Genomic DNA, 10,347 nt, shown 5'->3' with positions numbered 1-10,347 from the left:
ACATCGCAATCGCGTCGGACAAATGACTTGCGTTGCCGGGTCGGCCGGCGGAGACTGGCAGGCTCCAACGGGGGACTCCGCCATGACCACCGAACTTCGAGCGACCGTGCACGAGCTCGTGCACAAGGGCAAGGGCATCCTGGCGGCCGACGAAAGCGCCCCGACCATCGCCAACCGCTTCAAAGCGATCGGCGTCGAGTCGACCGAAGAAAACCGGCGCGCCTGGCGCGGCCTGGTGCTGGCGACGGCGGGCCTCGGCCAGTACGTCAGCGGCGTCATCCTGTACGAAGAGACGCTCGGCCAGCGCGCCGACGGCGGCGAGCCGCTGCCGGAGCTGGCCGCGCGGCAGGGCCTCGTGCCGGGCATCAAGGTCGATTGCGGCAAGGGACCGCTGGCGCTGGCGCCGGGCGATGAGATCACGTACGGTCTGGACGGGCTCGCCGAGCGGCTCGAGCGCTACAAGCAGCAAGGCGCGCGCTTTGCGAAGTGGCGCGCGGTCTACAACGTCTCAGGCCTGCTCCCGAGCCGGGCCGCGATCGAGGCCAACGCAGAGGCGCTTGCGCGCTATGCGGCGGTCTGCCAGTCACTGGACGTGGTGCCGATCGTCGAGCCCGAGGTGCTGATCGATGGGGGCCACGCGCAGGCCCGCTGCGCAGAGGTCACCCTGGCGGTTCTTCATGAGGTGTTCGCTGCACTGAACCGACACAGTGTGGCGCTCGAGCACATGCTGCTGAAGCCGAGCATGGTGGTGCCCGGCAAAGCCCACACGCAGCAAGCCACACCGGCCGAGGTGGCCGAGCAGACCTTGCGGGTGCTGCGGCGTGCGGTGCCCGCAGCGGTGCCCGGCATCAACTTTCTCTCCGGCGGCCAGTCGCCCGCCGAGGCGACCGCCAACCTGGACGCGCTGAACCGGCTCGGGCCTCACCCCTGGCAACTGAGCTTTTCCTACGGACGTGCGCTGCAGGACCCAGCAATGCAGGCGTGGCGGGGACAGTCGGGCAATGCGGCGCTTGCGCAGAAGGCGCTGCTGCAGCGCGCCAGGCTGAACAGCGCGGCAACGCTCGGTGACTACAGCGCGTCGATGGAAGACGCCACCTAGCGCCGGGTCGCGGGTGTTCGCGCCGGCTCGCGCAAAGAGGCCGAACGCTCAGGCGTGCTCACCGGCAATGTAGTGCTGAAGCTGTTCGATGATGAACTTCTGCTCCGAGATGATGCCCTTGACCAGGTCGCCGATCGAGATCAGCCCGACCAGCCGGCTCTCGTCGTCGAGCACCGGCAGGTGGCGCACGCGGTTCTCGGTCATCACCGCCATGCACTCCTCGCTGCTCTGCGAGGGGTGCACATAAATGACGGTGGGGGTCATGATCTCGCTCAGGCGGGTGTCCTTGGACGAGCGCGCCATCAGCACGACCTTGCGGGCGTAGTCGCGCTCGCTCAGCATGCCGACGATGCGCTCGCCGTCCATGACCAGCAGCGCGCCGATGTTCTTCTTCGCCATCAGCGCGACTGCCTCGTAGACCGAGGCGTCGGGCCCGATGCTGTGCACGGCCTGGTCGCCTTTTTCCTTGAGGATTTCTGCCACCTTCTTCATCGCTTGTTTCTCCGAACACGACTTTATTCCCGCATGACAACACAGGCAGGCCGGGCTCGGCAAGTACCCCTTAAGACCTCCTAAGATCTGCCTGTTCGGCAACTCGACCCCGGAGGCTTCATGGATCTTCAGCTGAGCGGCAAGCACGTCCTCATCACAGGCGGCAGCCGCGGCATCGGCCTGGCCTGCGCCCGTGAGTTCCTGCGCGAGGGCGCGCAGGTCAGCCTGGGCGGGCGCAGCCAGGCGCACCTGGACACGGCGCTCGCGCAGTTGCGCTCGGAAGGCCATGCCTCGGTGCGGGGCTACAGCGCGGACCTGGCCGACGCATCTGCGGCGCTCGCGATGCTGGATGCTGCCGAGGCCGGCCTCGGCCCCGTGGAGGTTCTGGTCAACTCCGCAGGAGCGGCGCGGCGCACGCCCTTCGGCGAGCTGCAGCCGAAGGCCTGGCACGACGCGATGCAGGCCAAGTTCTTCACCTACATCCATGTGATGGACCCGGCGATCAAGCGCATGGGCGAGCGCGGCGCGGGCGCGATCGTCAACATCATCGGCATGGGCGGCAAGGTCGCCGCGCCGACCCACCTGGCCGGCGGCGCGGCCAACGCGGCGCTGATGCTGGCCACCGCGGGCCTCGCCGCCGCCTACGGGCGCCTCGGGGTTCGCGTGAACGCGGTCAATCCCGCGATGACGCTGACCGAGCGCATGGCCGAGGGCCTGGCGGCCGACGCCCGCCTGCGCCAACGCAGCGAAGAGGAGGTGCGGCGCGATGCCGAGGCCCGCATGCCGCTCGGGCGCATCGCGAGCCCGGAAGACATCGCCAATGCGGTCGTGTTCCTGAGTTCGCCGCGCGCGGGCTACATCTCGGGCGCCATCGTCTCGATGGATGGAGCGGCGACACCGCTGGTGGTCTGAGAAGGTGTGAATGACCAGGCCGGCGCCGCGAGTCGAGCCGGCGCACTGTGCGGCGTCACCGGGGCCGGGCCTCTATTTCGAGCGGCGTGGAGCCGAGATAGGGACAGTCGCCGGCATCGAGGAAACCGCCCATCACGGGCGCTGCCGAAGCAACCTCTACCAGCGCCAGGCGACTGTCTGCTTTCATGATGGAAGGCCAGTCTTAATCCTCGCTTAAAGGACGGCCTTGAGAGCGTTTGCCTTTCGCCGTGAGATGGGCGCACTGCGAGCACGCAAGGCCGAGGCCTCAGGAGACAACGCGGACGAGGTTCAGCAGCGACCAGCCGAAGCCCGCCATGAGTGCAACGATCAGCGCCGCCTTGAGCCACACCCTTTCCGGCCGTCGCCTAAGGAAAGGGCCCGAGATCGGGTTGAATGAGGAAGCGCGCGGCTCCCGTTCGGGCTTGTCAGTCCACCAGCCCAGGTTGGTGTCGGGTGTATCTTTCATGGTCATCATTTTGACCAGTAAAGTACTACTTTCGACCTCTACTACAGAGCAAAAAGTGGAACTGTGTGAGAAGTTCCCATACGTAATGTTTGGCTCCATCGTGGGGCAGTAACACTCTCGTTTGCAGCTGCCGTTACCATGCAGTTCCACCAAGAGGAGAGATTCGATGCCCCATCCCACTCCCGGCGCCGAGAGCACAGCGCCGGCCATCGACCAGGCGCTGGAGAAGAACAAGCAGGCCACCGAAACCGTCAAGCAGGTCGCCGAAGAGCTGGCGATCATCCATGAGGTTCTCGACGCAGGCATTTCCGGGCGAGGTCGCAGCGACGATGTCGAACAAGCGGTCGAGAAGACGAGCGACGCCGAAAAGCGGCTGAACGGCTCGGTCGAGCAACTGGAGGAGGTCAATGATTCTCTGGGAAGGCATGCGTCCCGCGAGGAGTACAGAGCCGCCGGCTGACGCATCGACACGCCGCCCTTCTCGGGTAGTCCGCCTACATGTCCCGCAGCGCGCCGACGCGTAGAACACTCGCACTGGCGCGGTGCCAGCAAAGAATCAGAGGAAAGGTCGCGGGCGTGTTGTTGGCCACCATTCTTGTCGAAGACAGCAAGACCATTCGCGACAACCTGATTGCTGCGTTACTGGAATTTGCCGACGTCGAAGTCCTCGCGACGGCAGAGACCGCTTCCGAAGCCATTCTCGTGGCCGCGCGCTACGCCGAGCGATGGAACCTCATGATCCTGGACCTGTTTCTCAAGGAAGGCTCCGGTTTGACCGTGTTGAGGGCTTTCAAGGATCGACGTTCGGACCAGAGGATTGTCGTGCTGACAAACTATGCGACACCGGACATTCGAAGCCGGTGCGCGACAGCCGGTGCTAGCGCCGTGTTCGACAAGTCCACCGAGCTCGAAGCCTTCTTCGACTACTTGTCGAACTAGAGGGCCAACAAAAAAGCCCAGGAGTTTGATCTCTTGGGCTTCTTGCGTTTGTCGAAGCCGTTGGAAGGCTTCCTGGCGGAGAGGGTGGGATTCGAACCCACGGTACGGGGTTACCGTACGCCTGATTTCGAGTCAGGTACATTCGACCACTCTGCCACCTCTCCGGAGTCTGGTGTTTGTCGAGCCGGCGATTCTAGCAGAGAGTTCCGGCGGCCTTTCAGGGCCGCAGCATTTCGAGACCGCCCATGTAGGGCCGCAGCGCCGCTGGAATTGCGATCGATCCGTCCGGCCGCTGATGGTTCTCCAGCACAGCGACCAGCGTCCGGCCGACCGCGAGGCCCGAGCCGTTGAGCGTATGCACCAGCTCGTTCTTGCCCTGCGCGTTCTTGAAGCGGGCCTGCAGGCGCCGCGCCTGGAAGGCCTCGCAGTTCGACACCGAGCTGATCTCGCGGTAGGTGTTCTGCGCCGGCAGCCAGACTTCGAGGTCGTAGGTCTTGGCCGCGCCGAAGCCCATGTCGCCAGTGCACAGCAGCACAACGCGGTAAGGCAGCTCCAGCGCCTGGAGCACCGCCTCGGCGTGGGTGGTCATGGCCTCGAGCGCCTCGTAGCTCTTCTCCGGATGCGTGACCTGGACCATCTCGACCTTGTCGAACTGGTGCTGGCGGATCATGCCGCGCGTGTCGCGCCCGGCGCTGCCCGCCTCCGATCGGAAGCAAGGCGTGTGAGCAGTCAGTCGCAGCGGCAGTTGGGACTCGGCCAGGATCTCGTCGCGCACGAAGTTCGTGAGCGGCACCTCGCTGGTGGGGATGAGGTACAGCGCCGAGTGGTCCGGCGCGGGCTCGCCTTCCTGCCCGCCCTTCCTCGCCGCGAACAGATCGCCTTCGAACTTCGGCAGCTGGCCGGTGCCGCGCAGCGTGTCGGCATTGACCACATAAGGCACGTAGCACTCGGTGTAGCCGTGCTGCTGGGTCTGGATGTCCAGCATGAACTGCGAGAGCGCTCGATGCAGCCGCGCGATCGGCCCCCTCATCACGGTGAAGCGCGACCCCGCCAGCTTGACGCCAGTCTCGAAGTCGAGCCCGAGCGGGGTGCCCAGGTCCACGTGGTCGCGCGCCTCGAAGCCGAGCGCCGGCGCATCGGCGCCGTTGCCGCCCTTGGGGCTCCAGCGCCGCACCTCATGGTTCGCCTTCTCGTCATCTCCCACGGGTACGCTCGCGTGCGGGAGGTTCGGCACCGCGAGCAGCAAGGCCTGCAGCTCGGGCTGGATGGCCTCGAGTCGCGTCGCCGAGGATTCCTGCTCGGCCTTGAGCGCATTGACCTCGGTCATCAGCGCATCGACGGATTCGCCCTTCGCCTTCAACGGCCCGATCTGCTTGTTGAGCGCGTTGCGGCGGGCCTGCAGCTCCTCGGTGCGGGTTTGCAGGGTCTTGCGCTCGGCCTCCAGTGCGCTGAAGCTGTCCACGTCGAGGAAGGTCTGGTTTTTCTTGCGGGTTTCGAGGCGGGCAACGACCGACGAGAGGTCCTTGCGTAACAGAGTGATATCGAGCATCGAGCGATTTTAGGCGGGGGCGTAGGATCGCTCTCCCCTACCGACACCGAAGGAAATTCGATGGAAGCCTATCTGTCATTCAACGGAAACGCGGCCGAGGCGCTGGCGTTCTATGCCAAGAGCCTGGGCGGCAAGATCCTCTTCAGCATGACCTTCGGCGAGAGCCCGATGGGCAAGGACACACCGGATTCACACAAGAACAAGGTCATGCATGCCACGCTCGAGGCGCGAGGCAAGCAGCTCATGGCGTCCGACCTGCCGCCCGGCATGCCCTTCAACGGCTACAAGGGCTTCTCGCTCTCGGTGCAGGCCACGGACGTCAACGAAGGCGAACAGCTCTTCAAGGCGCTTTCCGAGGGCGGCAAGGTCACCGTGCCCTACGCCGCAACGTTCTGGTCGCCAGGCTTTGGCATGCTCGAAGACAAGTTCGGCGTGCCGTGGATGGTCAACGTCGCGCACCCGCAGACCTGATCGAGCAGACCTCAGGGCCGCGCTTCAGGCCAGGCTCGCCGGGTCCACGTTCGCGCCGCAGACGATCAGGCAGATCTTCTCGCCTTGGCGCGGCGCATAGGCGCCTGTATGCAGCGCGGCCAGCGGCAGCGCCGCGGCCGGCTCGACGGCCAGCTTGAGCTCCTTCCACAGCCACAGCTGCGCGGCGCGAATCGACTCGTCGGGCAGCAGCAGGGCGTCGCGCACCTGGCATTGCGTGATGTCCCACGCGAAGGCGCCGATGCGGCGCGCCCCCAGCGAATCGGCCGCCACGCCGCCCACGTCCACATCCACGGGCTCGCCCGCCTCGCGCGCACGAAACAGCGTGGGCGCGCGCTCGGGTTCGAGCGCCACCACGCGGCTGCGCTGCTCGAACCAGGCTGCAAGCCCGCCGATCAGGCCGCCGCCGCCCACGCTGACCAGCACCGCGTCGGGAAGGCCGCCCTCTTCCTCGATCTCACGGCCCAGCGTGCCGGCGCCGGCCACCACTTCGGCCTGGTCGTAGGCATGCGTCAGCAACGCGCCGCTCTCGCGCTGACGCTCCAGGCATGCGGCCAGGGCGTCGGCATACACCTCGCCGCCCACCACCACCGTGGCACCGAGCGCGCGCAGCTTTGCGCGCTTGGCTTCCGGCGACACGATGGGAAGGAAGACCTCGCAATGCACGCCCAGCGCCTGCGCAGCCGCGGCGGTAGCGATGCCGGCGTTGCCGCCGGAGGCCACAATGGCGCCGCTGGCGGGAATCTCGTTGGCGAGCAGCCGGTTCATCATGCCGCGCGCCTTGAAGCTGCCCCCGGCCTGCAGATGCTCGAGCTTGAGCCAGAGCTCGACGCCCGGTACCTCGATGCCGAGCGCGCTGCCCGGCAACTTCCATAGCGGCGTCCGGCGCAGGAAACTCGGGGCGTGTTCCTGGATGCGGGCGGCGGCGGCCTCGATGTCGCGACGCCAGTCGATGGTGGGGGCGCTCGTCACGAGATATGCCCCGGTGCGGGCATGTCGTCGAGCTTCAGGCCCTTGGGCAGCGGGAACTTGAGGGTCTCCTCGATGCCGTTCATCTTGCGCACCGACACTGCGCCGAGCGACCTGACGCGCTCGATCACCTCGCGCACCAGCACCTCGGGCGCCGAGGCGCCGGCCGTCAGGCCCACGCGGACCTTGCCCTCGAACCACGCGGGCTGCAACTCGTCGGCCGAATCGACCATGTAGGCCTCGGTGCCCAGGCGCTGTGCCAGCTCGCGCAGGCGGTTGCTGTTGGAGCTGGTCGGGCTGCCGACCACGATCACGATATCGACCTGCGGGCTCAGGAGCTTGACCGCGTCCTGCCGATTCTGCGTGGCATAGCAGATGTCTTGCTGCTTGGGCTCGCGGACCTTCGGGAAGCGCGCCCGCACCGCTGCAGAAATTTCCGCTGCATCGTCCACCGAGAGCGTGGTCTGCGTGACCACTGCCAGCTTCTCGGACTGCGCCGGCTGGACGCGCGCCACGTCCGCAACGTCCTCCACCAGGTGAATGCCGCCGGACAGCTGCCCCATCGTGCCCTCGACCTCGGGATGCCCCTTGTGGCCGATCATGATGAACTCGTAGCCTTCTTTCGCCAGCTTGGCGACCTCCACGTGCACTTTGGTCACCAGCGGGCAGGTGGCGTCGAAGATCTCGAAGCCGCGTGCCCGCGCCTCGGTCTGCACCGCCTTGCTCACGCCGTGGGCGCTGAACACCAGCGTCGCGCCGGGTGGCACCTCGGCCAGGTCCTCGATGAAGATGGCGCCCTTGGCCTTGAGCTCGTTGACCACATAGGTGTTGTGCACGATCTCGTGGCGCACATAGATCGGCGCGCCGAACTTGGCGAGGGCGCGCTCGACGATCTCGATAGCACGGTCGACGCCGGCGCAGAAGCCGCGCGGCTCGGCAAGGATGACTTCCTGCACTGCCATGGTCAGAGCACGCCGATCAATTGCACTTCGAAGCTCACCGGCTGCCCAGCGAGCGGATGGTTGAAGTCGAAGCGCACCGCCGTTTCGTTGGCTTCGACCACCGCGCCGGCATAGCTGCCGCTGCCGTCGGGCGTGGGGAACTGCACCACGTCACCCACGGCGTACTGCTCGTCCGGGTCGCCCATCTGCGCGAGCAGCTTGCGCGCCACCCACTGCTGCATCTCGGGATTGCGCTCGCCGAAAGCCTCGCCGGCAGTGAGCTCGAAGGTCGCGTGCGTGCCCTCGGGCAGGCCGATCAGCCGCTGCTCGACGGCCGGCGAGAGCTCGCCGGTACCCAGCGAGAGCGTGGCCGGCTTGTCACCGAACGTATTGATGATGTCGCCCGCCGGGCCGGCCAGCCGGTAGTGCAGCGTGAGGAAGGAGCCGGGCGCCACGATGGGGCCTGTGAGAGTGGGAGACACGTTCGGGATGGCTTTAGACTGGGACCTGCATTTTAGGGAGCGGGCCAAGAGCCCATGTCAGCCATGTCTTTCACCGATCTTCCCCTCGAAGCGCGTCCGCGCGAAAAGCTCATGCTCAAGGGGCCCGGCGCGCTCGCCGACGCCGAGCTGCTCGCGCTGCTGCTGCGCACCGGCATCCCCGGCAAGAACGTGCTGCAGTTCGCGCAGGAGCTGCTCGACAGCTTCGGCGGGCTGAGCGGCCTGCTCCATGCCGGGCTCGACGACCTGAAGCGCATCAAGGGCCTGGGCGGCAGCGCGAAGCGCGGCAACCTGGCCGCCGTGCTCGAGCTCGCGCGGCGCACCATGGCGCAGCGCCTGAAAGACCGGGAGCTGTTCGAATCGCCAGAAGCCGTCAAGCACTATGTGCAGTTGCACCTGGCGGCCAAGCCGCACGAAGTCTTCGCAGCGCTCTTCCTCGACGCGCAGCTTCGCCTGATTGCCCTGGAAGAGCTTTTCCGCGGCACCCTGACGCAGACCAGCGTGTACCCGCGCGAGGTGGTGATGCGCGCCCTGCACCACCATGCCGCGGCCGTGATCCTGGCGCACAACCATCCGAGTGGCTGCGTCGAGCCCTCGCGCGCCGACGAGGCGCTGACACACACGCTTCGGGCCGCGCTGGCACTGGTCGACGTGCGGGTGCTGGACCACGTGATCGTGGCCCCGGGGCAGGCCTTGTCGATGGCCTCGCGCGGCTTGGTCTGAGTCGGGCACAGACAACGTATCCTCCGGCGACCAGCCGATGCCAAGCAAACCCAAAGCCCTCAAGAGCCTCGCCGAGCTCAAAGGCGTGCAGAAGACCCTGGCCGAGCAGCGCGAGCGCGAAGCCGCCGAAGCAGCCGCACGCGCGGCCGCCGAGAAGAAGCGCGCCGCCGATCAGAACCTGTTCTCGCGCGCCATCGGCGCTACGCGGCCGCTGCGCCCGCGGCCCACCGTGCCGCTGGCGCCCGAGCCGCCGCCACCGATCGCGGTGCAGCAACAACTCGACGAGCAGCGCGTGCTGCACGAAGCAATCAGCGACGAGTTCGACGCGACGACGCTGCTGGACATCGACGACGCGCTGAGCTTCCGCAGGCCCGGCATCGGGGTGGATGTCACCCGCAAGTTGCGCAAGGGCGGCTGGACCCTCCAGGGCGAGATCGACCTGCACGGGCTGCGCCGCGACGAGGCGCGCGAAGCGCTTGCCGCCTTCCTGCGCGATGCGACGCGGCGCGGCTGGCGCTGCGTGCGCGTGGTGCACGGCAAGGGGTTGGGCTCGCCCGGCAAGACGCCGGTGCTCAAGGGCAAGGTGCAGAGCTGGCTGATGCAGAAGGACGAAGTGCTTGCCTTCGTGCAGGCGCGGGCCGACGAAGGCGGAGCGGGCGCGGTGGTGGTCTTGCTGCGGCCTGCGCGAGTTGCTGCAGGCATGCCTTGAGCGTGGCACACACCGGAGAGAGTCCCGAAGCCCAGATCAGCCAGCCGAATTCCTCATCCAGTCCGCCGTCTGGAAGAACGAGGCGCGCAGTCGCTCGCGCAGTTTCTCGTCGACGCCCACCTCACCCATCGCCTGGTCCATGCACGCGAGCCACTGGTCGCGCTCCTTGATGCCGATGGAGTGCCCGCCGATGCTCTGCGGCAGGTGCCGTGCCCGCAGCATCGGGTGCCCGAAGCGATCGGTGTAGTGCTGCGGCCCGCCCAGCCAGCCACAAAGAAACCAGAACAGCCGCTGGCGCGCGTTGTCGAGCGACGGGCCGTGCACCGCGCGCAGCTGCGTGTAGGCAGGCTCCAGCTCCATCAGGTCGTAGAAGCGCTCGACCAGCGCATGGACTTTCTCCTCGCCGCCGATCCACTCGTAGAGGGTGTCGAAGGGGGGCTTTTCCTGGATTTGCATGACGGCAGTATGCATATGTGAAAGAGCTATTTCGCCGCGCAGGCTTTTGTTGCTATGGTGCGGACCCCTTTCCCCAGGAGAA

The 10,347-nt window shown here is 66.8% G+C and carries 15 protein-coding genes and 1 tRNA gene; 7 read left to right on the top strand and 9 right to left on the bottom strand.

The features are described from left to right. The first annotated feature begins 82 nt into the window (after positions 1-82). Positions 83-1,099: a class I fructose-bisphosphate aldolase gene (locus G3W89_RS07380; RefSeq protein WP_162573474.1), complete on the top strand. Its 1,017-nt coding sequence runs from the start codon at positions 83-85 to the stop codon at positions 1,097-1,099. A 48-nt stretch (positions 1,100-1,147) separates the two neighbouring features. Here the strand turns inward: G3W89_RS07380 and G3W89_RS07375 are convergent, their stop codons facing one another. Further along, positions 1,148-1,591: a CBS domain-containing protein gene (locus tag G3W89_RS07375; protein WP_162573473.1), complete on the bottom strand. Its 444-nt coding sequence runs from the start codon at positions 1,589-1,591 to the stop codon at positions 1,148-1,150. 120 nt (positions 1,592-1,711) lie between these two features. Between G3W89_RS07375 and G3W89_RS07370 the strand changes: the two genes are divergently transcribed. Continuing rightward, positions 1,712-2,503 carry an SDR family oxidoreductase gene (locus tag G3W89_RS07370; RefSeq protein ID WP_162573472.1) on the top strand — a complete coding sequence of 264 codons (792 nt, stop codon included), beginning with the start codon at positions 1,712-1,714 and terminating at the stop codon, positions 2,501-2,503. 55 nt (positions 2,504-2,558) lie between these two features. On the opposite strand, the gene G3W89_RS33475 is transcribed toward G3W89_RS07370, so the two are convergent. Both G3W89_RS33475 and G3W89_RS07365 read right to left on the bottom strand, forming a co-directional pair. Beyond that, positions 2,559-2,690, bottom strand: coding sequence for a hypothetical protein (locus G3W89_RS33475; protein WP_269474945.1), 132 nt, complete (start codon positions 2,688-2,690; stop codon positions 2,559-2,561). Between the two features lie 99 nt (positions 2,691-2,789). Further along, positions 2,790-2,990 (bottom strand): hypothetical protein, encoded by a 201-nt coding sequence (locus G3W89_RS07365; protein WP_162573471.1) that lies wholly within the window; start codon positions 2,988-2,990, stop codon positions 2,790-2,792. 166 nt (positions 2,991-3,156) lie between these two features. Between G3W89_RS07365 and G3W89_RS07360 the strand changes: the two genes are divergently transcribed. Together G3W89_RS07360 and G3W89_RS07355 are read left to right on the top strand one after the other, a co-directional pair. Further along, positions 3,157-3,450, top strand: coding sequence for a hypothetical protein (locus tag G3W89_RS07360; protein WP_162573470.1), 294 nt, complete (start codon positions 3,157-3,159; stop codon positions 3,448-3,450). A gap of 116 nt (positions 3,451-3,566) precedes the next feature. Then, positions 3,567-3,929, top strand: coding sequence for a response regulator (locus tag G3W89_RS07355; RefSeq protein ID WP_162573469.1), 363 nt, complete (start codon positions 3,567-3,569; stop codon positions 3,927-3,929). A gap of 73 nt (positions 3,930-4,002) precedes the next feature. Here G3W89_RS07355 and G3W89_RS07350 read toward each other — a convergent pair. Both G3W89_RS07350 and serS read right to left on the bottom strand, forming a co-directional pair. Further along, a tRNA-Ser gene (locus G3W89_RS07350) sits at positions 4,003-4,093 on the bottom strand. 53 nt (positions 4,094-4,146) lie between these two features. Then, complete coding sequence (serS, locus tag G3W89_RS07345; RefSeq protein WP_162573468.1) at positions 4,147-5,478, bottom strand: serine--tRNA ligase; 1,332 nt, start codon at positions 5,476-5,478, stop codon at positions 4,147-4,149. A gap of 60 nt (positions 5,479-5,538) precedes the next feature. Between serS and G3W89_RS07340 the strand changes: the two genes are divergently transcribed. After that, the gene (locus G3W89_RS07340) at positions 5,539-5,949 is read left to right on the top strand and encodes a VOC family protein (RefSeq protein WP_162573467.1); all 411 of its coding nucleotides are present in this window, start codon (positions 5,539-5,541) and stop codon (positions 5,947-5,949) included. 24 nt (positions 5,950-5,973) lie between these two features. Here the strand turns inward: G3W89_RS07340 and G3W89_RS07335 are convergent, their stop codons facing one another. Genes G3W89_RS07335 through G3W89_RS07325 form a run of 3 tightly spaced genes read right to left on the bottom strand, consistent with a single transcriptional unit; the run spans position 5,974 to position 8,359 of the window. Next, positions 5,974-6,921, bottom strand: a complete 948-nt coding sequence (locus G3W89_RS07335; protein ID WP_162577372.1) for a threonine/serine dehydratase — start codon at positions 6,919-6,921, stop codon at positions 5,974-5,976. A gap of 14 nt (positions 6,922-6,935) precedes the next feature. Continuing rightward, positions 6,936-7,898 carry a 4-hydroxy-3-methylbut-2-enyl diphosphate reductase gene (gene ispH, locus G3W89_RS07330; RefSeq protein WP_443083154.1) on the bottom strand — a complete coding sequence of 321 codons (963 nt, stop codon included), beginning with the start codon at positions 7,896-7,898 and terminating at the stop codon, positions 6,936-6,938. A 2-nt stretch (positions 7,899-7,900) separates the two neighbouring features. Beyond that, complete coding sequence (locus tag G3W89_RS07325) at positions 7,901-8,359, bottom strand: FKBP-type peptidyl-prolyl cis-trans isomerase (protein WP_162573466.1); 459 nt, start codon at positions 8,357-8,359, stop codon at positions 7,901-7,903. 63 nt (positions 8,360-8,422) lie between these two features. Between G3W89_RS07325 and radC the strand changes: the two genes are divergently transcribed. Continuing rightward, positions 8,423-9,100, top strand: a complete 678-nt coding sequence (radC, locus tag G3W89_RS07320) for a RadC family protein (RefSeq protein ID WP_162573465.1) — start codon at positions 8,423-8,425, stop codon at positions 9,098-9,100. Positions 9,101-9,137: 37 nt separating this feature from the next. Then, on the top strand, positions 9,138-9,809 hold the full coding sequence (locus G3W89_RS07315) for a Smr/MutS family protein (protein ID WP_162573464.1): 672 nt from the start codon (positions 9,138-9,140) through the stop codon (positions 9,807-9,809). Positions 9,810-9,845: 36 nt separating this feature from the next. Here G3W89_RS07315 and G3W89_RS07310 read toward each other — a convergent pair whose 3' ends face one another. Then, positions 9,846-10,265, bottom strand: a complete 420-nt coding sequence (locus tag G3W89_RS07310; protein ID WP_162573463.1) for a group II truncated hemoglobin — start codon at positions 10,263-10,265, stop codon at positions 9,846-9,848. Positions 10,266-10,347 lie beyond the last annotated feature (82 nt).

The sequence above is a fragment of the Variovorax sp. PBL-H6 genome (genome assembly GCF_901827155.1).
Lineage (GTDB): Bacteria > Pseudomonadota > Gammaproteobacteria > Burkholderiales > Burkholderiaceae_C > Variovorax.
The sequence above is the reverse complement of the archived record's forward strand: the minus strand, read 5'-3'. Positions and strand labels throughout refer to the sequence as shown.

Bases quoted from the DNA above. Each gene is read 5' to 3' on its own strand.
- G3W89_RS07380 (WP_162573474.1), top strand. From the start codon at position 83: ATGACCACCGAACTTCGAGCGACCGTGCACGAGCTCGTGCACAAGGGC.
- G3W89_RS07375 (WP_162573473.1), bottom strand. From the start codon at position 1,591: ATGAAGAAGGTGGCAGAAATCCTCAAGGAAAAAGGCGACCAGGCCGTG.
- G3W89_RS07370 (WP_162573472.1), top strand. From the start codon at position 1,712: ATGGATCTTCAGCTGAGCGGCAAGCACGTCCTCATCACAGGCGGCAGC.
- G3W89_RS33475 (WP_269474945.1), bottom strand. From the start codon at position 2,690: ATGAAAGCAGACAGTCGCCTGGCGCTGGTAGAGGTTGCTTCGGCAGCG.
- G3W89_RS07365 (WP_162573471.1), bottom strand. From the start codon at position 2,990: ATGAAAGATACACCCGACACCAACCTGGGCTGGTGGACTGACAAGCCC.
- G3W89_RS07360 (WP_162573470.1), top strand. From the start codon at position 3,157: ATGCCCCATCCCACTCCCGGCGCCGAGAGCACAGCGCCGGCCATCGAC.
- serS (WP_162573468.1), bottom strand. From the start codon at position 5,478: ATGCTCGATATCACTCTGTTACGCAAGGACCTCTCGTCGGTCGTTGCC.
- G3W89_RS07340 (WP_162573467.1), top strand. From the start codon at position 5,539: ATGGAAGCCTATCTGTCATTCAACGGAAACGCGGCCGAGGCGCTGGCG.
- ispH (WP_443083154.1), bottom strand. From the start codon at position 7,898: ATGGCAGTGCAGGAAGTCATCCTTGCCGAGCCGCGCGGCTTCTGCGCC.
- radC (WP_162573465.1), top strand. From the start codon at position 8,423: ATGTCTTTCACCGATCTTCCCCTCGAAGCGCGTCCGCGCGAAAAGCTC.
- G3W89_RS07315 (WP_162573464.1), top strand. From the start codon at position 9,138: ATGCCAAGCAAACCCAAAGCCCTCAAGAGCCTCGCCGAGCTCAAAGGC.
- G3W89_RS07310 (WP_162573463.1), bottom strand. From the start codon at position 10,265: ATGCAAATCCAGGAAAAGCCCCCCTTCGACACCCTCTACGAGTGGATC.